At 55.5% G+C, this 20,975-nt stretch carries 15 protein-coding genes; 10 read left to right on the top strand and 5 right to left on the bottom strand.

Going from position 1 to position 20,975, the window contains the following annotated elements; translation table 11 throughout:
• Positions 1–18 precede the first annotated feature (18 nt).
• On the bottom strand, positions 19–3,696 hold the full coding sequence (locus tag ACRQ84_RS00500) for an SbcC/MukB-like Walker B domain-containing protein (RefSeq protein ID WP_483816899.1): 3,678 nt from the start codon (positions 3,694–3,696) through the stop codon (positions 19–21).
• A complete protein-coding gene (sbcD, locus tag ACRQ84_RS00505; RefSeq protein ID WP_483816900.1) occupies positions 3,693–4,910 on the bottom strand; it encodes an exonuclease subunit SbcD in 1,218 nt (405 codons plus the stop codon). Before sbcD ends, ACRQ84_RS00500 begins: the two co-directional genes overlap by 4 nt.
• A 198-nt stretch (positions 4,911–5,108) precedes the next feature.
• Here sbcD and phoB point away from each other — a divergent pair, with 198 nt between their 5' ends.
• The 6 genes from phoB to proY all read left to right on the top strand — a co-directional run bounded on the left by phoB (position 5,109) and on the right by proY (position 13,013).
• On the top strand, positions 5,109–5,798 hold the full coding sequence (gene phoB, locus ACRQ84_RS00510; protein WP_007887040.1) for a phosphate response regulator transcription factor PhoB: 690 nt from the start codon (positions 5,109–5,111) through the stop codon (positions 5,796–5,798).
• A 20-nt stretch (positions 5,799–5,818) separates the two neighbouring features.
• Positions 5,819–7,135 (top strand): phosphate regulon sensor histidine kinase PhoR, encoded by a 1,317-nt coding sequence (gene phoR, locus ACRQ84_RS00515; protein WP_483816901.1) that lies wholly within the window; start codon positions 5,819–5,821, stop codon positions 7,133–7,135.
• A gap of 536 nt (positions 7,136–7,671) precedes the next feature.
• Complete coding sequence (locus tag ACRQ84_RS00520; RefSeq protein ID WP_483816902.1) at positions 7,672–8,598, top strand: PstS family phosphate ABC transporter substrate-binding protein; 927 nt, start codon at positions 7,672–7,674, stop codon at positions 8,596–8,598.
• A gap of 166 nt (positions 8,599–8,764) precedes the next feature.
• Positions 8,765–9,868 carry a cobalamin-independent methionine synthase II family protein gene (locus ACRQ84_RS00525; protein ID WP_483816903.1) on the top strand — a complete coding sequence of 368 codons (1,104 nt, stop codon included), beginning with the start codon at positions 8,765–8,767 and terminating at the stop codon, positions 9,866–9,868.
• 402 nt (positions 9,869–10,270) lie between these two features.
• A complete protein-coding gene (gene brnQ / locus ACRQ84_RS00530) occupies positions 10,271–11,590 on the top strand; it encodes a branched-chain amino acid transport system II carrier protein (RefSeq protein ID WP_483816904.1) in 1,320 nt (439 codons plus the stop codon).
• Between the two features lie 67 nt (positions 11,591–11,657).
• On the top strand, positions 11,658–13,013 hold the full coding sequence (proY, locus tag ACRQ84_RS00535; RefSeq protein WP_483816905.1) for a proline-specific permease ProY: 1,356 nt from the start codon (positions 11,658–11,660) through the stop codon (positions 13,011–13,013).
• Positions 13,014–13,415: 402 nt separating this feature from the next.
• Here the strand turns inward: proY and ACRQ84_RS00540 are convergent, their stop codons facing one another.
• The 3 genes from ACRQ84_RS00540 to ACRQ84_RS00550 form a co-directional block, all read right to left on the bottom strand.
• Positions 13,416–14,225 carry an inositol monophosphatase family protein gene (locus tag ACRQ84_RS00540; RefSeq protein ID WP_483816906.1) on the bottom strand — a complete coding sequence of 270 codons (810 nt, stop codon included), beginning with the start codon at positions 14,223–14,225 and terminating at the stop codon, positions 13,416–13,418.
• A gap of 191 nt (positions 14,226–14,416) precedes the next feature.
• The gene (locus ACRQ84_RS00545) at positions 14,417–15,667 is read right to left on the bottom strand and encodes a mechanosensitive ion channel family protein (protein WP_064740425.1); all 1,251 of its coding nucleotides are present in this window, start codon (positions 15,665–15,667) and stop codon (positions 14,417–14,419) included.
• Positions 15,668–15,751: 84 nt separating this feature from the next.
• Positions 15,752–16,333, bottom strand: coding sequence for an ACP phosphodiesterase (locus ACRQ84_RS00550; protein WP_064740426.1), 582 nt, complete (start codon positions 16,331–16,333; stop codon positions 15,752–15,754).
• Positions 16,334–16,515: 182 nt separating this feature from the next.
• Here ACRQ84_RS00550 and queA point away from each other — a divergent pair, with 182 nt between their 5' ends.
• From queA to secD, 4 genes are read left to right on the top strand one after another with little or no spacing between them, the layout of a single operon-like run.
• Entirely contained in the window at positions 16,516–17,586 is a 1,071-nt protein-coding gene (queA, locus tag ACRQ84_RS00555) for a tRNA preQ1(34) S-adenosylmethionine ribosyltransferase-isomerase QueA (RefSeq protein ID WP_064740427.1), read from the top strand.
• A gap of 34 nt (positions 17,587–17,620) precedes the next feature.
• Complete coding sequence (tgt, locus tag ACRQ84_RS00560) at positions 17,621–18,745, top strand: tRNA guanosine(34) transglycosylase Tgt (protein WP_064740428.1); 1,125 nt, start codon at positions 17,621–17,623, stop codon at positions 18,743–18,745.
• Between the two features lie 24 nt (positions 18,746–18,769).
• Positions 18,770–19,102 carry a preprotein translocase subunit YajC gene (gene yajC / locus ACRQ84_RS00565; protein ID WP_064740429.1) on the top strand — a complete coding sequence of 111 codons (333 nt, stop codon included), beginning with the start codon at positions 18,770–18,772 and terminating at the stop codon, positions 19,100–19,102.
• A 25-nt stretch (positions 19,103–19,127) separates the two neighbouring features.
• Positions 19,128–20,975, top strand: coding sequence for a protein translocase subunit SecD (gene secD / locus ACRQ84_RS00570; RefSeq protein ID WP_483816907.1), 1,848 nt, complete (start codon positions 19,128–19,130; stop codon positions 20,973–20,975).

Raw genomic sequence — 20,975 nt, forward strand, 5'->3', positions numbered from 1 at the left:
TTTTGGCGACCTGGTTTTTTACTCGCCCGGCAACTCCAGTTTGCTGTAGCCTAATCCATTCATCTTACGCACCCGGATCTGCACCGGAATACGCTCTTTCATCGCTTCCACATGACTGATCACGCCAATGGTTTTGCCGCTGGCGTTCAGGGCGTCGAGCGCATCCAAGGCGGTATCCAGCGTCTCGGCATCCAGCGTGCCGAAGCCTTCGTCGAGGAATAATGATTCGATGCGCGTTTTATGGCTGACTAAATCCGACAGCGCTAACGCCAGCGCCAGGCTGACAAGGAAGCTCTCACCGCCCGACAGCGTACGGGTGTCGCGCGTGGCATCCGCCTGCCAGGTATCAACCACTTCCAGTTCCAGCTCTTCACTGACGCGGCGTTGCAGCAGGTAGCGACCGTGCAGACGATCGAGCTGACGGTTCGCCAGCCACACCAGATGATCGAGCGTCAGGCCTTGCGCGAAGCGGCGGAATTTATCGCCTTTGGCCGAGCCAACCAGATCGTTCAGGCGGCTCAACTGCGCCAGCTCCACTTCATCAGTAGCGATTTGCGTCAGCAACGACTGCTGCTGTTGACGCCGTTGCGCATCGCTGTGCAACTGCTGCTGTGCCTCGCCCTGTTGACGCGCATTGTCACGCAGGGTCACGCGTAGCTGTTCCAGCTGGTGCTGGATGTGGGCGGCGACTTCATCACTGAGATCCGCCGGGCGCTGCTGCTGATGCATTATGCCGCGCTGCGTAAGCTGTTCACTCAGGGTAAGTTGCTGCTGGCGCTGTTGATCCAGCGTCTGCAACTGCTGGCGGAGTTGCTGCACCTCGCGCTCATCGAGCAGGGCGGCGCGCAGTGCCGATTCATCAGCAAAATCACTTTGCTGCAGCGCGGCAAGGAAGGCATTTTCTGCGGCAGCGACGCGTTCACTCAACGTGTGTTGCTGCGCAGCAATTTGCTCACATTGCCCATTCAGGCTGTGCAGCAAGCTTTGTGCCTGTTGCCACTGCTCTAATTGTTGCGCCAGCGCCTGCTCACACTGCTGTAGCGCGGCGTGTTGCTGTTGACGTGCTTCCGCCACCCGACGATCGCCAAACAACTGCTGACGCTGCTGCTGCTGCTGTTGATGCTGCTGTTGCAGAGCGTTGAGCGAGTGCTGCAGCTCATCAAGCCGCTGCTGTTCACGCGCCAAATTCTGCTGCAAGCTGCTGCGTTCACTCTCTGCTTTTGCCAGCTGTGGCTGCAACTCGCTGTATAAACGCTCATTTTCCTGCCATGAAGTCCAACGCTGCTGCAGCGCGTTGATCCAGCCTTCCCGCGCTGCCGCTTGTGGCAGGCTGAGCTGATGCTGCGACAATTGTTGTTCCAGCTGCTGCGCCAGTTGCTGCATGGCGCTGCGTTCAGTGGCTTCGCGTTGGATGATTTCATCCAGTGTCTGCTGCGTACTGATGATCTGCTGCTGCGCCAGCTGCTGCTGATTTTGATGCTGTTGCCACCGTTGCTGCTGTTGCAGATGGGCGTCTTTTGCCTGCTGTACCGCACGTGCGGCGTTTTCCCGCACCTGTAGCTGCTGCTGCTGTGTCTGTTCCTGCGCATCCTGCTGTTGCTGCCACTGCGCAAAGTCATCCTGTTGCTCCAGTGTGCAGGTAAGTGCCAGCTCACCGCACAGCGCTTGCCACTGGGTGTTCACCGTTGTGAGCTGCTGGTCGTATTCGCTGATTTCCTGCTGCAGCGACTGCTGCTGTTGCAGCGACAATTTTTGCTGCTCGCCTTTGGCGGTGCCGGACTCTTTCAGCTGCGCCACGCGCGTTTCCAGCTCGGCCAGACGCTGCTGATTGGCGCCTGGCTCAAGCTGCTGATATTGCGCGATAGCCGGATGCTGGCACGAGCCGCACAGCGGGCAGGGCTGATCCGGCTGCAGTTTCGCGCGCTCATCAGCCAGCTGGGCGATAGTGCGCTCCAGCTCGCAGATTTTGCGCACATCAAGCAGCGCCTGATGTTCCCGCTTGTAGGCTTCGCGCAATACCTGCAACGCCTGTTCAGCTTCCTGATGTTCCTGCTGTAACTGCGCCAGTTTCTGCTGACGCTGCACCCGCTGCGGCTGTAGCGAGCGCCACTGCGCGGCGAGCAGGCTGAGCTGCTGCCGCGCAGCACGCTGCGCTTGATGTTGCGTCAAGGCAGCACGCAGCTGCGGACTGGCGACTTCAGACTCAAGCGAAGTCAGTGCTTGCTCCGCTTGCAGCCGCTGCTGCGCGGCCTGCGCTTCGGCTTGCTGCAAGGGTTGCGCCGCCTGTTCACGCTGGGTCTGCGCCTGTTGATGCTGCTCCAGTTGGTTGCGCTGCTGCTGTTGCTGCGCAATCAACTGTTTTAGCGTCTGTTCGCGTTCATCCAGTCGGGCGATCTCCGCCTGCCAGCGGGTCAGTTCAGCGCCCCAATGGGCCACTGCAGCTTCTCGGGAGCGGAATTCCTGCTGCTGCGCCAGCTGCTGTTGTAAATGTTCACTTACCTGCTGTTGCTTGCTGAGCGCGGTTTGGCTGGTTTGCAGCGCCTGTTGCTGCTGCACATGCAGCCGCTGTTGCTCATCCAACTGCTGTGACAGGGTGGTGATGCGTTGATCGAGCGGGATAACCTGCTCGGTCAGCAGCGTTTCTAGCTGCTGCTGTTGCTGTAACGCCTGCTCGCGTGCCTGCTGCGCTGCCTGATAGTGGCTTTCGTGCTGTTGCAGCGCGCTTTTGGCCTGCTGCTGTTGCGCCTGTCGCTGCTGTGATTGCTGTTCCAGCGTGCGACGATCGCTTTGCAACTGTTCGCGCTGTTGTAGCTTCTCACGCAGTTTTTCTGCCGGTTCGGCCCGCGCCAGCCGCTGACGATCGCCATCGGCCTGCTGCCAGGCCTGTTGCGCGGCAAGCAGCGTCTGTTCCGCCTGCTGCTGTTCCTGCATTAGCTGCTGTTGCTGCATCAGCCATTGTTGCTGTTGTTGCGCCAGCGTTAGCTGTTCGCTGAGGGCTTTCTCCTGCACACTCAGATCCGCCAACTGCTGCGTCAGTTCTGAGCGGCGCGCTTCATCGAGCAGCGACATGCCGCCGGCGCGGGCGCGCAGCGTCTCCAGTTCGCCACGCGCGGTGCGCCAGCGCTCGTAAATCTGCACCGAGATTTGTCCGTAAATTTCGGTGCCGGTTAGCTCTTCCAGCAGCTCGGCGCGTTCGCCGGGTTTGGCATTCAGAAAGGCGGCAAACTGGCCCTGCGACAGCATCATCGAGCGGGTAAAGCGGGCGAAGTCGAGTCCCGACAGGGTTTCAATTGCTTTCAGTTTGTCGCCGACTTTATCGGCGATGATTTGATTATCGGCTACGCGTGCCAGCTCGACGCGCGGCACCTGTAGCTTGCCGTCGGCCAGGCCGCGCGCGCGGTTCTGGCTCCAAAAGGCGCGCCAGGCTTCCCCTTTGATCTCAAACTCCACTTCGGCCAGACACTCGGCGGTGTCTCGCGTGATCAGCTCATTCTGCGTTTGCGACAGCGTGCCGAGGCGCGGCGTCTGGTGATAGAGCGCCAGACAAATGGCATCAAGCAAGGTGGTTTTGCCCGCGCCGGTGGCGCCGGTAATGGCAAATAATCCGTTGCTGGCAAAAGGCTCACGGCGGAAATCGATAAACCATTCGCCGCGCAGTGCATTGAGGTTTTTAAAGCGTAGCGTCAAAATTTTCATGCAGATGGATTCTCCAGCGCCGCGAGGGTGGTGCGGAACAGCTGCGTGAGTTGCTCGGCCTGCTCTGCATCCAGCTGATCTTCCTGCGCCAGGCGGCGGGCAAAGACCTCTTCCACTTTTAATTCGCTCAGAGTTTCGTTCTCCAGCCGTTCCAGGCTGCGCTGCCGCTGCTCCCGGCTGCGGCGCACCAGCAGTACTTCAACCGGCAGTTTTTCGGTCAGTGCTTCAATACGGCGTTGCAGATCGCTGAGATATTCCTGCGTGGTGATCTCAATATCCAGCCACGTGGGCTGTTCGCTGGCGCTTTCGCGGAACTGCGCCAGCTGATGTTCGATCTCCGCCATTGAGCCTTTCAGCATCTGCATCGGCTGGAAGTGCGGAATGGTCAGCGGCGTGACCGTCTCCAGCGTGGTGCTGAACGTCAGCAAGAAGACGCTTTTCTCACGGCCGAGTTCATCAAAACTGAGCGGAATCGGCGAGCCGCTATAGCGAATATGCTCGCTGTTGGCGATGCGCTGCGCGCGATGGATGTGACCGAGCGCGATGTAATCCGCGGGTGGAAACGCCTGCGCCGGAAACGCATCCAGCGTGCCGATATAGATGTCGCGCACCGAATCGCTTTTTGTCACGCCGACAGTGGTGAGATGGCCGGTGGCGATGATCGGCAGCGTGCTGTCCAGCGCCTCGCGCTGCGCCAGCGCGGCAGCATAGCAGTGCTGATAATGCTGCTCGATCGCTTCCAGCAGCGAAATCTGCTTCTCGCGCCCCGATTGTCCGGCCTGACTGCGCAGGATATCGCGTGGACGCAGATAAGGAATGGCGCACAGCAGCGCACCCGGCGCGCCATCGCGCTGCGTGAGCGTTAACACCTGCTGTTCGCCTTGTGGTGTGGCGCTGGTGATCACCTGGGTATTCAGGCAGGCCAGCAGCTCGCGCGATTCATTCAGCGTCGCCACCGAATCGTGATTGCCCGCCAGCACCACCAGTTGACAGCCGCTCGGCTGCAGCGCCACCACAAAACGGTTAAACATTTCGCGCGCGTAGCTCGGTGGCGAGCCGGTATCAAACAGATCGCCCGCGACGATGAGCGCATCCACCTGATGCTGCACAATCTGATCCAGCAACCAGTCAAGAAACGCCTGGTGTTCCCGGGCGCGACTTTTGCTGTAAAAGAACTGGCCGAGATGCCAGTCAGCGGTGTGAATGATGCGCATGTTTGCTCCGTGCTGAGTTTAGCGAAGGCGAATTATAACCACTTAAGATCACAAAGAAAAAAAGCAAATTTTTATTGTGACATTTCCGTTTTTTATCTATCTATCTTAAGGCAGTGTTTTTCATAAAAGTGTCACAAAACTGACGCATAATGACGCCGCAAATCCCAGTGACACGGTGTCACACTAGCAGGAGTTACAATGGCTAAGCGCATTTTGGTTGTGGAAGACGAAGCTCCCATCCGTGAAATGTTATGTTTCGTGCTGGAACAGAATGATTACCAGCCTATTGAGGCGGAAGATTATGACAGCGCGATTGGTAAGCTGATCGAACCCTGGCCTGATTTAATTCTGCTGGACTGGATGTTGCCCGGCGGCAGCGGTATCCAGTTTATTAAGCATTTGAAGCGTGAAGCCATGACGCGCGACATTCCGGTGATGATGCTGACGGCGCGCGGTGAAGAAGAAGATCGCGTGCGCGGTCTGGAAGTGGGGGCGGATGACTATATTACCAAGCCGTTTTCGCCAAAAGAGCTGATGGCGCGTATCAAAGCGGTGATGCGCCGTATTTCGCCGATGGCGGTGGAAGAGGTGATTGAGATGCAGGGGCTGAGCCTCGATCCGTCATCGCACCGCGTGATGTCGGAAACCACGCCGCTGGAGATGGGACCGACCGAATACAAACTGCTGCACTTCTTTATGACGCATCCGGAACGCGTTTACAGCCGCGAACAGCTGCTGAACCACGTGTGGGGCACCAATGTGTATGTCGAAGATCGCACCGTCGATGTGCATATTCGCCGTTTACGTAAAGCGCTGGAACTGACCGGCCACGATCGCATGGTTCAAACCGTTCGCGGAACAGGGTATCGTTTCTCAGCCCGCTACTAAACGTAAACGGAGTTTTTACCGTGCTGGAACGACTCTCCTGGAAGAGACTTTTGACCGAGCTGGCGCTGGTCTGTTTACCTGCGCTGGTGTTGGGTCTGTTGTTCGGCTATCTGCCGTGGCTGCTGCTGATTGCGGTGAGCGGCGTGATGTTGTGGCATTTCAGAAATCTGATGCGTTTGTCGCACTGGCTGTGGGTCGATCGTTCAATGACGCCGCCCACCGGACGCGGCAGTTGGGAACCGCTGTTCTATGGTCTGTATCAGATGCAGCTGCGCAACCGGCGGCGTCGGCGTGAGCTGGGTAATCTGATCAAACGTTTCCGCAGCGGTGCAGAATCGCTGCCAGATGCCGTGGTACTGACCACTGAAGAGGGCACCATTTTCTGGTGCAATGGTTTGGCGCAACAGCATCTTGGCTTGCGTTGGCCGGAGGATAACGGCCAGAACATCCTCAATTTGCTGCGTTATCCTGAATTTTCCCGTTATATCCGCCAGCGCAAGTTCGACATGCCGCTGACGCAGATCCTCAATAATCAGCATCATATGGAATTCCGCGTGATGCCATACAGCGAAGGGCAGTGGCTGATGGTGGCGCGTGATGTCACCCAAATGCACCAGCTGGAAGGCGCGCGACGTAACTTCTTTGCTAACGTCAGCCATGAACTGCGTACGCCGCTAACGGTGCTGCAGGGTTATCTGGAAATGATGGACGACTCGGTAATGAACGAGCGCACGCGCAGCAAGGCATTGCATACCATGCAAGAGCAGACGCGACGCATGGACAGCCTGGTAAAACAGCTGCTGACCTTATCGCGGATTGAAGCGGCTCCGGCCATCGATCTGAAAGAGACAGTGGATGTGCCTGGCATGCTGCTGCTGTTGCAGCGTGAAGCGGAAACGCTGAGTCAGGGACGTCATACCATCCATTTCCACACCGATCCGCACCTTAAAGTGTTCGGCAATGACGAGCAGCTGCGTAGCGCCATTTCCAATCTGGTCTACAACGCGGTGAATCATACGCCGGAAGGCACGCGCATCGACATCAGCTGGTTGCGTACCAAGCAAGGTGCGCAGTTTAAGGTGTGCGATGACGGGCCGGGCATCAGCGAGCAGCATCTGCCACGCCTCACCGAGCGTTTCTACCGTGTGGATAAAGCGCGTTCGCGCGCTACTGGCGGCAGCGGTTTGGGGCTGGCGATTGTGAAACATGCGCTGGGCCATCATAACGCGCGGCTGGAAATCACCAGCGTGCCGCATCAGGAAACCTGTTTCAGCTTTCTTCTGCCGCAGCGGTTGATTGTGGCTAACGTGGCTCAAGAGCGCGTTAACACCGAGTGAGTCAATTTATTGCCTATGCATTCAGGTGCGCATAAATGCGCACCCTACGAAAACCCAGCTCCGTAAACGTAGGGTCGCCCTTCATGGCGTAATGCCTCAGTTAAGCGCCGAGCGACTTTCGTTCGCCATCGGCTGGGGCAGTTTCAGCTATGCCGTGCGGCGACCGAGCAGAGGACGCCTGGCCGCGCCCTCTGCACTCCCGGGCCCTGCGCCAGCCCAGCCCGCCGCTACGCGGTACCTTCACTCGCTCACGATTCCTGACGGACCGGCGGCGATTCGCTCCTGCTCAGCGCCGCCTCTCGCCGCATCCCTGCGGCTCGCCCTGGAATCCTTCACTCGTTCAGCGGGCAGGGATGTCGCCTCAACACCCACACTGCAGCACCAATGCCTATCTCTTAATCACTATCGCTGTAACGCTTGTAGGGTCGCCATTCATGGCGACCTTTTCGTGCCTCACTGATTGCCATGACGCAATTTATTGCGCGTTAAATCGCGCCGCGACAGAATAGAGCCCTTATTGAATTGCGGAACCGCTCATGAAATCGCTGTTGCTCTCCTGCATGCTGCTTTGCTCTGCTTTAGCACATGGCCAACAAACCATGCTGACCGGCAATCTGAGCAGCGTCGGATCGGACACGCTTGGCTACCTGATGACCTTGTGGGGCGAGGATTTTAGCCGTCAGTCGCCGGGTGTGAACGTTCAGGTGCAGGCGGCGGGATCTTCTACCGCACCGACCGCGCTGGCGGCGGGTGCTGCTCAACTGGGCGCGATGAGCCGCCCGATGCAAATCGATGAACGTCAACTCTTTACCGCGCGCTACGGCTACCCGCCGCTGGCCGTGCCGGTGGCGATGGATGCGCTGGTGGTAGTGGTCAATCAGGATAACCCGTTGCCGCGCATTGCGCCGCAACAGCTCGACGCGCTGTTCTCCATTACCCGCCTGTGCGGCGGGCGGCAAGTGCCGCAACGTTGGGGCGATCTCGGCCTGAGCGAAAGCCAATGGGCAACGCGCAGCATTCAACGTTATGGCCGCAACTCAGCTTCGGGAACGTGGGGCTTTTTCAAGCAGCAGGCGCTGTGCAAAGGGGATTTTCGCGCTGACGTTGCCGAATTTCCCGGTTCTGCGGCGGTGGTACAAGCCGTTGCCGCCACGCCTAACAGCATTGGTTACGCCAGTTTTGGCTTTCATCTCAGCGGGGTGAAAATGCTGCCGGTCGTCACGGCAAACGGCGACAGCGTGATGCCGGATGCCGAATCCATTCGCAGCGGCCGCTATCCGTGGTCGCGTCCGCTCTACATCTATGTCAATAAAGCGCCGGGTAAACCGCTGCCGCCGCTGGTCAATGCGTTTCTGCATCAGGTCTTGTCGCCGCAGGGTCAACGTCGGGTGAGTGAAGCCGGTTATCTGCCATTGTCGGATAGCCAGATGTCACAAGCACGCGCGGCAATTGAGGGAAATTGAAGAACGTGCATCTGAACATGAAATAGTTTCATGTGACCTGAATTTTCTTCCGTTGCTGAATGTGTAACAGCGTGGCATTCTTCTTGGACATATAGCCGTCCAGATGGCTGATATAACTCAGCGAAATTATACCCTGACGCAACTATGCGCTCAGCCAGGAGAGAAGATGCCACGTCATAATCCGTTCCGTGCCGATACCGTCGGCAGTTTTCTGCGTCCCGCAGCCATCAAGCAGGCGCGTGTGCAGTTTGCCAATGGCGAAATCAGTGCCGATCAATTGCGCCAGGTTGAAGATCGCGAAATCCGTCACGTTGTGGAGCAACAGCGTGCCAACGGCCTGCAGATCGTTACCGATGGTGAATTCCGTCGCGCCTGGTGGCACTTCGATTTCTTCGGCGATCTGCACGGCGTAGAGCTGTTCGAAGCGGAGCAGGGCATTCAGTTCAACGGCGTGCAGACCAAAGCGCACGGCGTGAAAGTCACCGGTAAAGTGGCCTTTAATCCTCAACACCCGATGCTGGATCACTTCCGCTTCCTGCAAAGCGTGGCGGGCGATGCGGTTGCCAAAATGACCATTCCAAGCCCAAGCGTGTTGCACTTCCGCGGTGGCCGTAAGGTGATCGATGCTACGGTTTATCCCGACCTCAAAGAGTACTTCGCCGATCTGGCGCAGACCTACAAAGATGCCATCAAAGCATTTTACGACGCGGGCTGCCGTTATCTGCAGCTGGATGACACCGTGTGGGCATACCTGTGCTCAACCGACCAGCAACATCAGATCCGCGAACGTGGCGAAGATCCACAGGAACTGGCGCGCATCTATGCTGAAGTGCTAAACAGCGCGCTGGAAGGCAAGCCGGAAGATCTGACCGTTGGTCTGCATGTGTGTCGCGGCAACTTCCGCTCGACGTGGATCTCCGAAGGTGGCTATGAGCCGATAGCCGAAGTGCTGTTTGGTGGCGTGAATATCGATGCCTTCTACCTTGAGTACGACAATGAACGTTCGGGGGGCTTCGAGCCGCTGCGCTTCCTTAAGCCAGGCCATCAGCAGGTCGTACTGGGCCTGATCACCACCAAAACCGGTGAGCTGGAAGATGCGGCACAGGTGAAAGCGCGTCTGCAGGAAGCGTCGCAGTTTGTTAGCCTCAACCAAATCTGCCTCAGCCCGCAGTGTGGCTTTGCGTCTACCGAAGAGGGCAACAGCCTGAGCGAAGAGCAAGAGTGGCAGAAGATTCGTCTGGTGGTCGAGATAGCAAGAACGGTCTGGTAATGCTGTAAACCTGAACAAACAGGCGCGTAAATCGCGCCTTTTGTGCATCTCAAGGCCGATTTATGCAAAGAAATCTCCCGTACTGAGGAAAGTTTTAGCAAATCATCTGGGGTGTTTTCCCGCTATTCCACCGTGATTCACTGCTTTATCCCGCTATCTTGTTATATCCTTCTGGTTTTCCGATCCCGTATTGCCTTTCTTCGCTATAAACGTTCTAATTTGCGCCGTTGTCGATTTATCCCTCTGCGAACAGAAGAAAAGTAGTTTAAATCACCTGCGCTTTAGCGTTTTAGACCGCATATCACGCTGGTCTTGCCTGATAAGGCTTTGTTTTAGCGCATCCAGAGGACAACACGAACCCAACTTCCACCGCAACATCAGCTACAGGCAGTACAGAAGTTTATGACACACCGTTTAACCTCCAAGGATATCCTGGCGCTGGGCTTTATGACGTTTGCCCTGTTCGTTGGCGCAGGAAATATCATCTTCCCACCGATGGTGGGAATTCAGTCTGGCGAACACGTTTGGGTGGCGGCATTCGGCTTCCTGATTACCGCTGTCGGCTTACCGGTGATCACCGTCATCGCGCTGGCGCGCGTGGGCGGCGGCATTGATGCGCTGAGCTCACCGATTGGTAAAGCCGCCGGTTTGCTGCTGGCGACGGTTTGCTACCTGGCGGTTGGGCCGCTGTTTGCCACGCCGCGTACCGCTACCGTCTCCTTTGCCGTCGGCATTGCACCGCTGACCGGCGATGGCGCGCTGCCGCTGTTGATCTACAGCCTGATTTACTTCGCGCTGGTGATCGGCATCTCGCTCTATCCAGGCAAACTGCTGGATACCGTGGGCCACTTCCTTGCTCCGCTGAAAATTCTGGCGCTGATTGTGCTTGGCGTCGCCGTGCTGATCTGGCCTGCCGGTGGCGTTTCACCGGGTACGGAAGAGTATCAGCGAGCGGCCTTCTCCAGCGGCTTCGTCAATGGTTATCTGACCATGGATACGCTGGGTGCGCTGGTGTTCGGTATTGTTATTGTCAATGCGGCGCGCTCACGCGGCGTTGAAGATGCCAAATTACTCACGCGCTATACCATGCTGGCCGGCATCATTGCGGGTATCGGTTTGACGCTGATTTACCTGACGCTGTTCAAACTCGGCAACGATAGCGGTGCGTTGGTTGCGCAGAGCGCCAATGGTGCTGAGATTCTGCATGCTTACGTGCAGCAGACCTTCGGCGCTATGGGCAGCTTCTTCCTTGCAGCGCTGATCTTCGTGGCCTGCATGGTGACGGCGGTGGGCCTGACCTGCGCCTGCGCAGAATTCTTTGCGCAATATGTTCCGCTGTCGTATAAAACGCTGGTATTTATTCTGGGTCTGTTCTCCATGGTGGTGTCGAATCTCGGCCTGAGCCATCTGATTCAGATCTCGATTCCGGTGCTGACGGCGATTTATCCGCCATGTATCGTGCTGGTGGTACTGAGCTTCACGCTGAAGTTGTGGAACAAAAGTTCACGTATCATCGCGCCGACCATGTTGGTCAGCCTGCTGTTCGGTATCGTTGATGCCATCAAAACCACCAGCTTTAAAGATGTGCTGCCGCTGTTCAGTCAGCATCTGCCGCTGGCCGATCAGGGACTCTCCTGGTTGCCGCCATCGCTGGCGATGATGGTGATTGCTGCGGTGGTTGATCGGGCAAAAGGACGTGAGCAGGTCGCCGTTCATCAGTAAGCGACATTGCTGTTAATTCCAACCACGGGCTTGCCCGTGGTTTTTCATTTTCAAGGTACTGAGTGTTATGCAAGAAACCAATAAGCTCAAACGCGGACTGAGCACGCGCCATATTCGCTTTATGGCACTGGGTTCGGCGATTGGCACCGGGCTGTTTTACGGCTCGGCCGATGCCATCAGAATGGCAGGCCCAAGCGTGTTGCTGGCGTACATCATCGGCGGTGCGGTGGCGTACATCATCATGCGTGCGCTGGGTGAGATGTCGGTCAACAACCCGCAGGCCAGCTCATTCTCGCGCTATGCGCAGGATTATCTCGGCCCGCTGGCAGGTTACATTACCGGCTGGACCTACTGTTTTGAAATCCTGATCGTGGCGATTGCCGACGTAACGGCGTTTGGTATCTACATGGGCGTGTGGTTCCCCGAGGTACCGCACTGGATTTGGGTGCTGAGCGTGGTACTGATTATCGGCGCCATCAACCTGATGAGCGTGAAAGTGTTTGGTGAAGTGGAGTTCTGGTTCTCCTTCTTCAAAGTCGCCACCATTATCATCATGATTCTTGCCGGCTTCGGCATGATTTTCTGGGGCATCGGTAACGGTGGGCAACCGACCGGCATTCACAATCTGTGGACCAACGGCGGCTTCTTCGCGCACGGCATTGTAGGCATGCTGCTGTCGCTGCAGATGGTGATGTTTGCTTACGGCGGCATTGAGATCATCGGGATTACGGCCGGTGAAGCAGACGATCCGAAGACCTCGATTCCTCGCGCTATCAACTCTGTGCCGATGCGTATTCTGGTGTTCTATGTGGGTACGCTGTTTGTCATCATGTCGATTTATCCGTGGAATCAGGTGGGCACTTCCGGCAGCCCGTTCGTGCTGACCTTCCAGCATTTGGGTATCGCGGCGGCGGCTTCAATCCTCAACTTCGTGGTGCTGACGGCTTCATTGTCGGCGATTAACAGCGATGTATTTGGCGTGGGACGAATGCTGCACGGTATGGCGCAGCAAGGTCACGCACCCAAGGTATTCCAGAAAGTGTCTAATCGCGGGATTCCGTGGGTGACCGTATTAGTGATGATGATGGCGATGTTAATCGCGGTCTATCTCAACTACCTGATGCCAGAAAAAGTGTTCCTGGTGATCGCCTCGCTCGCCACCTTTGCGACCGTTTGGGTGTGGATCATGATTCTGCTGTCGCAAATTGCCTTCCGCCGCAAAATTGGCCATGAGCAAGCTGGGAAGTTGGATTTCGCTATGCCGGGTGGCAGTGCAACCGCGTGGTTTGGCGTGGTGTTCCTGGCATTCATTATTGGGCTGATTGGTTACTTCCCGGATACGCGCGTGTCGCTGTACGTCGGTTTCGCGTGGATTGCAGTGCTGTTGCTGACGTGGCCGCTGGTGAAAAAGCGTAAGGGCTGATGTTATTTCAGGTGCGCATCAGTGAGCACCTATTGGATATATCGCAATTTGTAGCGGCGCAATTTATTGCGCGATAAATCGCGCCGCTACGGAATGTGCGTTAATCGCAAGCGCAAAATAAAACGTAGAAAACAACGCGAAATATTAAATAGTCAAAAGCAGTGATGTGATCAAAAAATAATTCGGCGCATCCTGTCGCCGAAAATACATCAAAAAAGGAGAAAATAAGTAATGCTAAGGGATGTTTGACTTACTCAGCATATCGCATTTTGATTGTTGTCGGCATGTTCAGAAAAAAAGAGAAAACTCCCACATGGGAATAGAGAATTACTTACAGTTAATTTAAGTGATTTTCCTGAAAAGTTAAGCTCGCATAATTTAACGCGCTTAACCTCAAAAAAATTATAACGTCACATGTGCAGGCAGCAGCGCTTTCAACTGTGGATAAATCACGGCATTGGCCAGTAGCACCGGATTGCCGTGCTGCAAACCTTCATGACCGAGATAATCGTTGGTGATGCCGCCCGCTTCACGCATCAGCACAATGCCCGGTAAGCCATCCCACGGATTCATGTGTGCTTCGTAGTAACCCATTAATCGACCCGCCGCCGCCCACGCACTCATCAACGCGCCAGAACCGTTGCGGATAAACATGCCACCCTGTGCCAGTAACGCGCCGATAAAGGTAGTGAGCGGTTCAATAGGCTGGCTGTTGGAACTGCCGAGACCCAGCAATCCCTGATCGAGCTGCTGCGCGCTGTGCGATTGAATGCGTTTATCATTGACCCATGCTCCTTTTCCCCGACAGGCATGAAAAGTTTCTTGATGATTGGGATCGCAAACCACGCCAATTACCGCTTCATTTTCACAGACAATGGCCAGCGAAACGCACCAGTTGTGCAGGCCATTAACAAAGCTGCTGGTGCCATCAATCGGATCGATCACCCAGATAAAGCGCGCGCCGGAGGTCATGCCGCCGCTCTCTTCGCCCAGTACCGCATCGTCAGGAAAACGTTCGTGGATCAGATGCTTGACCAGTTGTTCAACATTGCGATCGGCTTCGCTGACCACATCCTGGAGATCCTTCTTATGCTCAACGACGAGCTGATGACGTTGCTGATACCACGATAAAGCACGGCTGGCGGCGGTTTTCGCAACATCACAGGCGAAGTGATAGCGTGCATCGAGTTCGGTAAGCGAAGCTGAAGACATCTTTCCCTCTTATGATTGTCAGGCTGGAGGAGCAACAACTGACGCCGAAAATGGCGTCCTGGCTGTGTGACGGACTTAACAAAAGTTAAGAAAGGCTTCATTAAGCCGTAGATGACCGCGCCTGACAAGAGGAGGAGAAGCACAGCCAGCGAAATTTTTATTTTCGCTGGCTGGTAAAGCGGGATGAAGCGTTAGTGGCGGGTTCTCACGCCAATTTGACGCATGTCATTACCGGTTGGTGATTGGTGTACGCGCAGTCCAAAGGCAGGCAGAACCGCGTAAATATGGTCGAAGATATCTGACTGAATATCTTCATACTCTTTCCACACCGTGGTGCTGGTGAAAACATAGACTTCCAGCGGCAAGCCGTTCTCACCCGGTGCTAGCTGACGTACCATTAACGTCATCTCTTTATGAATGCGCGGATGCTGCTCCAGCCAGCTTTGCAACCAGACACGGAAAGTACCGACGTTCGTCAAGCGACGTCCATTCAGCGGTGAATTCAAATCACAGCCCAGCTGCGCATTCCATGCAGCGACCTCTTCACTTTTACTGTTCAGATACGGCGTCAGCAGATGAGCGCTTTTCAGTTGCTGCATCATGGCGTCATCGAGAAAGGCAATGCTGGTGGTATCTAAATGAATACTGCGTTTAATACGACGTCCGCCCGATTCCGACATGCCACGCCAGTTTTTAAATGAATCAGAAATAAGCGCATAGGCAGGAATAGTGACAATGGTGTTATCCCAGTTGCGTACTTTTACCGTGGTCAGTGAAATATCGATCACCGCACCGTCCGCGCCATATTTCGGCATTTCCAGCCAGTCATTCATTTTCAGCATGTTATTTGCTGCCAGCTGAATACCGGCAACCAGGCCCAGAATGGGATCCTTAAATACCAGCATCAACACCGCCGTCATGGCACCGAGTCCGGTGATCAATACGCCCGGAGATTTTCCCAGCAGCAGCGAGATAATCATGATCACCATTAAAATAGCGGCGATCAGTTTCACGCTTTGGATGATTCCGCGCAGCGGCAATTGCTGTGCCAGCATGCTATTAACGCTGAGTTGTTGCAGCAGATCCAGCAAGGAGAACAGCATGAGAAGTGCGAAGATCATCATCCAAAGCTGGGCGACAATCAGCAGCGCACTGTATAACTGGCTGCTGTCATGCAGGAATAATTCGGTTTGCAATTTAAATAGCACGCCTTGCATCAGCCATACGCTGCGGCTAAACAGGCGGCTGTTAATCAACGCCTTCGGCCACTGGCGACTGCTTTTTTCGGTGTAACGACGCAGCAGCGGCAAGATAGCGCGGTGCAGAATGGCGTGAGTGATAAGCGAGATGGCAAAGATAATGGCAATCACTATTCCCAATGCCATGATGTGCGTATAGCTGAGGCCGGCTTCTGCGAGCCGATTTGCAATAAGATGCTGCATAAGATTTCCCTGAGTGTGACGAAAATTAAGGTCACGCAGGGTAGGGGATGGGAAATTTCCCGTCCAACAGACGGGTCTTGAATTCTACAGTCGTTGCGCGCGCGCGTCGGCCATCAGGCGCGGATAGAACTGGAAGAACAGGGGTTCGAGCCGATCATAGTGATCGATGAAATCCTGATAGGAATCACGCAGCGCAACCAGACGCGGACGACGATGTGCCATGCCGCTTAGCACGCGCGCCAGCCGTGTCGGTTCCGCGTAGTGTTCAAACCAGCGCTCGCGCCACATCACGGCATTCAATTCTATGAAGCCTTCCGGCGTACCGGCCAGCTGCGGCACAATGTTGCGTTCAGCCGCCTGCGTAAACTCTGCCAGCGATTGCGTGGGATGAAATTTCTCCCAGTGTAACGCAAGGAAGTGATCCCAAATCACATCCAGCGTGATCGGCGCCACGCGGCGCGTTTCAGGGCGAAACAGGTCACGCGCAATACGCACTTCGGGCAGGTTATCGGTTAACACGTCAAGACGGCGATGCATGGCGATGCCATCCACGACGGGCGCGGGCCATTGCGATTGCACGTTACCGCGCACGAAATCGGCCATGAGATTGCCCAGCAGAGAGCTGTTTGCCAGCTGCGCCAGGTGAAGGTGAGCGAGAAAGTTCATGGCGCATTATATACACGTCATACTGCAAGTTACAGGTGCGTTGGCTGCTTTCATGTACCCGAATCACTGACTCGAATGAGGGTGTGTTGAGGCAGAATCACAGAAGCGCAGCCAGTTGTTCAGAATTTGCCGCTTTTCAGCTAGACTATGCCGCCTGATTTTAAGTCCTGAAGAAGTGAAGCATGCGCGTAGCCGATTTTACCTTTGAGTTGCCAGAATCATTAATCGCCCACTATCCGCAGGCGCAGCGAAGCGGTTGTCGCTTGCTGTCGCTTGATGGCCCAAGCGGCGCGTTAAGCCATGGCGTATTTACTGACGTGATGGATAAGCTCAATCCGGGCGATCTGCTGGTGTTTAACAACACTCGCGTGATTCCCGCACGCGTCTTTGGCCGTAAAGCCAGCGGCGGGAAAATCGAGATGCTGGTTGAGCGCATGCTGGACGACAAACGCGTGCTGGCGCATGTGCGCGCCTCTAAAGCACCGAAGCCAGGCGCAGAGTTGCTGCTGGGCGATGACGAAAGCGTTAAAGCCACCATGGTGGCGCGTCATGACACGCTGTTTGAAATTGCTTTTGAAGACGATCGCGCAGTGCTGGATATTCTCAACAGCGTCGGCCATATGCCGCTGCCGCCGTATATCGATCGTCCCGATGAAGATGCCGACCGTGAGCTGTACCAAACCGTGTATGGCGTGCGTCCCGGTGCTGTTGCCGCACCCACCGCCGGTTTGCACTTTGATGAACCGCTGCTGGAGGCGCTGAAAGCCAAAGGCGTTGAAATGGCGTTTGTCACGCTGCACGTCGGTGCCGGCACCTTCCAGCCGGTGCGCGTGGAAACCATCGAAGATCACATCATGCACGCCGAATACGCGGAAGTGCCACAGGAGGTGGTGGATGCGGTGTTGGCGTGTAAAGCGCGCGGCAATAAAGTGGTTGCCGTCGGCACCACCTCGGTAAGATCGCTGGAGAGCGCCGCGAAGGCCAGCCAGGATGCGCTGATTGCCCCGTTCTTCGATGACACCCAGATCTTTATCTATCCCGGCTACCACTATCAGGTAATTGATGCGTTGATCACCAATTTCCATCTGCCGGAATCGACCCTGATTATGCTGGTATCGGCCTTTGCCGGTTACCAGCACACCATGGCGGCTTATCACAGCGCGGTGGCAGAGCAGTACCGTTTCTTTAGCTACGGCGATGCGATGTACATCACCCGTAATCCCCAGGCACCTGACGAAAGCGTTGGTGCGTAATTGAATCAGACTGTTTCTCTGATTAGAGGTTAATGTGAAATTTGAATTAGATACTACCGACGGGCGCGCGCGCCGTGGCCGTCTGGTCTTTGATCGTGGCGTTGTCGAAACCCCGGCCTTTATGCCCGTGGGCACCTACGGCACGGTGAAAGGCATGACGCCGGAAGAAGTGAAAGAGACCGGCGCACAAATCCTGCTCGGCAACACTTTCCACCTGTGGCTGCGCCCAGGCCAGGAGATCATGAAACTGCACGGCGATCTGCATGATTTCATGAACTGGCAAGGTCCAATCCTCACCGATTCAGGCGGTTTCCAGGTGTTCAGCCTCGGTGATATCCGCAAGATCACCGAAGCCGGCGTGCACTTCCGCAACCCGATCAATGGCGACCCGATTTTCCTTGATCCGGAAAAGTCGATGGAGATTCAGTTCGATCTCGGCTCTGACGTAGTGATGATCTTCGACGAATGTACGCCTTATCCTGCGGATTGGGATTACGCCAAACGTTCGATGGAGATGTCTTTACGTTGGGCACAGCGCAGCCGTGACCGCTTCGATTCGCTGGGAAATAAAAATGCATTGTTCGGCATTATTCAGGGCGGTGTTTACGAAGATTTACGAGATGTCTCCGTTAAAGGTCTGGTAGAGATTGGCTTTGATGGGTACGCTGTGGGCGGCCTGGCGGTGGGTGAGCCTAAAGAGGACATGCACCGAATCCTGGAGCACGTCTGTCCGCAAATTCCGCAAGACAAACCGCGTTATTTGATGGGCGTCGGCAAGCCAGAAGATCTGGTGGAAGGCGTTCGCCGCGGTATCGATATGTTTGACTGCGTTATGCCAACGCGCAATGCGCGCAACGGTCATCTGTTTGTTACCGATGGCGTGGTGAAAATCCGTAATGCCAAGTATAAAGATGACACCGCAACGCTGGATGCTGAGTGTGATTGTTACACCTGTCGCAATTATAGCCGTGCCTACTTGCATCATCTTGATCGCTGTAACGAAATACTGGGCGCACGCCTGAATACGATTCACAATCTGCGCTATTACCAGCGTTTGATGGCCGGTTTACGTAAGGCTATCGAAGAGGGTAAATTAGAGCACTTTGTTAGCGAGTTCTACCAACGGACGGGGAAAGCGGTTCCTCCGCTGAACGTCTGATAATTCATCAATGAGGGAAATTTAATGAGCTTTTTCATTTCTGACGCCGTAGCCGCAGCAGGCGCACCGTCTCAGGGAAGTCCGTATTCTCTGGTGATCATGCTGGTGGTATTTGGTCTGATCTTCTACTTCATGATTCTGCGTCCACAGCAGAAGCGTACCAAAGATCACAAGAAGCTGATGGATTCCATCTCTAAAGGTGATGAAGTGCTGACCAGCGGTGGTTTAGTTGGCCGTGTGACCAAAGTGGCAGAAACTGGCTATGTTTCAATTGCCCTGAACGACACCACTGAAGTAGTTGTTAAACGTGATTTCGTGGCCGCCGTTCTGCCGAAAGGTACTATGAAGGCGCTGTAATTTTTTCTTCCCGAAGGGAACTGCCGTGTTAAACCGTTATCCTTTGTGGAAGTACATCATGCTGGTCGTCGTGATTCTCGTCGGCCTGCTCTATGCGCTTCCTAACCTCTATGGTGAGGATCCGGCCGTTCAGATCACTGGTGCGCGCGGTGGCGCCGCCAGTGAGCAAACGTTGGATCAGATCCAGAACGTATTAAAACAAGACAATATCGAGAGCAAATCCCTCGCTCTGGAAAATGGTGCCATTCTGGCCCGCTTTGCGACTCAGGATGCGCAACTGCGCGCGCGTGATGCACTCACCACCACGCTGGGCGAAGACTACATTGTGGCACTCAACCTCGCGCCAGCAACCCCTCGCTGGCTGAGCATGCTGGCCGCGGAGCCGATGAAACTTGGTCTTGATCTGCGCGGCGGCGTTCACTTCCTGATGGAAGTGGATATGGATACGGCTCTGGGCAAACTGCAAGAGCAGAACGCCGACAGCCTGCGCAGCGACCTGCGCGACAAAAGCATTCCGTATACCACCGTTAATAAAATCGCGAACTATGGCGTAGAAGTGCGTTTCCGTGACGGCGCCAGCCGTGACGCGGCAATCAGCTACTTGTCTACGCGCCACCGCGATCTGGTGATCTCAAGCCAGGGCAGCGATGCGCTGCGTGCGGTAATGAGCGATACGCGTCTGAGCGAAGCGCGTGAATATGCGGTGCAGCAAAACATCACGATTCTGCGTAACCGTGTGAACCAGCTTGGCGTAGCCGAACCGCTGGTGCAGCGTCAAGGTTCTGACCGCATCGTGGTGGAACTGCCGGGTATTCAGGACACCGCGCGCGCGAAAGAGATTTTGGGTGCCACCGCCACGCTGGAATTCCGTCTGGTTAATACCAGCGTTGATCCTACCGCCGCAGCCAGCGGCCGTGTGCCGGGCGATTCGGAAGTGAAGAAAACGCGCGAAGGGCAGCCAGTGGTGCTGTACAAGCGTGTCATTCTGACCGGTGACCACATCACCGACTCTACGTCGAGCATGGATGAGTACAACCAGCCACAGGTGAACATTTCACTGGATGGCGCGGGCGGCAACATGATGTCGAACTTCACCAAGGACAACATCGGTAAGCCGATGGCGACCCTGTTTGTGGAGTACAAAGACAGCGGTAAGAAAGATGCCAACGGCCGTTCGATTCTGGTGAAACAGGAAGAAGTGATTAACGTGGCGAACATCCAGTCGCGCCTCGGCAACAGCTTCCGTATCACCGGCATTAATAATCCGAACGAAGCACGCCAGCTGTCGCTGCTGCTGCGCGCGGGTGCGTTGATTGCGCCAATCCAGATTGTAGAAGAACGCACCATCGGTCCAACCATGGGCCAGCAGAACATCACACAAGGTCTCGAAGCCTGTCTGTGGGGTTTGATCGCGTCCATCATCTTTATGGTGGTGTTCTACAAGAAGTTTGGCCTTATCGCCACCAGCGCACTGCTGTGTAACCTGGTGCTGATTGTCGGCATCATGTCACTGCTGCCTGGCGCCACGCTCACCATGCCGGGTATCGCCGGTATCGTGCTGACGCTGGCGGTGGCGGTTGATGCTAACGTATTGATTAACGAACGTATTAAAGAAGAGTTGCGTAACGGACGCTCGGTGCAGCAGGCGATTCATGAAGGCTATAAAGGCGCCTTCTCCAGTATCGTCGATGCCAACGTTACGACGCTGATTAAAGTTATCATTCTTTATGCGGTCGGTACCGGTTCAATCAAAGGCTTTGCGATTACAACGGCTATCGGTATCGCAACTTCAATGTTTACCGCTATCGTCGGCACCCGTGCCATCGTTAACCTGGTGTACGGCGGCAAACGCATCAACAAGCTGTCTATCTGA

It is taken from the genome of Pantoea sp. E2023-21 (assembly GCF_051302795.1).
GTDB classification, from domain to species: Bacteria; Pseudomonadota; Gammaproteobacteria; order Enterobacterales; family Enterobacteriaceae; genus Pantoea; species Pantoea ludwigii_A.

What these genes read in the sequence shown, in the direction of transcription:
- sbcD (WP_483816900.1), bottom strand. Translation starts at nt 4,910, where the DNA reads ATGCGCATCATTCACACCGCTGACTGGCATCTCGGCCAGTTCTTTTAC.
- ACRQ84_RS00500 (WP_483816899.1), bottom strand. Translation starts at nt 3,696, where the DNA reads ATGAAAATTTTGACGCTACGCTTTAAAAACCTCAATGCACTGCGCGGC.
- phoB (WP_007887040.1), top strand. Translation starts at nt 5,109, where the DNA reads ATGGCTAAGCGCATTTTGGTTGTGGAAGACGAAGCTCCCATCCGTGAA.
- ACRQ84_RS00525 (WP_483816903.1), top strand. Translation starts at nt 8,765, where the DNA reads ATGCCACGTCATAATCCGTTCCGTGCCGATACCGTCGGCAGTTTTCTG.
- ACRQ84_RS00550 (WP_064740426.1), bottom strand. Translation starts at nt 16,333, where the DNA reads ATGAACTTTCTCGCTCACCTTCACCTGGCGCAGCTGGCAAACAGCTCT.
- ACRQ84_RS00540 (WP_483816906.1), bottom strand. Translation starts at nt 14,225, where the DNA reads ATGTCTTCAGCTTCGCTTACCGAACTCGATGCACGCTATCACTTCGCC.
- ACRQ84_RS00545 (WP_064740425.1), bottom strand. Translation starts at nt 15,667, where the DNA reads ATGCAGCATCTTATTGCAAATCGGCTCGCAGAAGCCGGCCTCAGCTAT.
- proY (WP_483816905.1), top strand. Translation starts at nt 11,658, where the DNA reads ATGCAAGAAACCAATAAGCTCAAACGCGGACTGAGCACGCGCCATATT.
- queA (WP_064740427.1), top strand. Translation starts at nt 16,516, where the DNA reads ATGCGCGTAGCCGATTTTACCTTTGAGTTGCCAGAATCATTAATCGCC.
- yajC (WP_064740429.1), top strand. Translation starts at nt 18,770, where the DNA reads ATGAGCTTTTTCATTTCTGACGCCGTAGCCGCAGCAGGCGCACCGTCT.
- ACRQ84_RS00520 (WP_483816902.1), top strand. Translation starts at nt 7,672, where the DNA reads ATGAAATCGCTGTTGCTCTCCTGCATGCTGCTTTGCTCTGCTTTAGCA.
- brnQ (WP_483816904.1), top strand. Translation starts at nt 10,271, where the DNA reads ATGACACACCGTTTAACCTCCAAGGATATCCTGGCGCTGGGCTTTATG.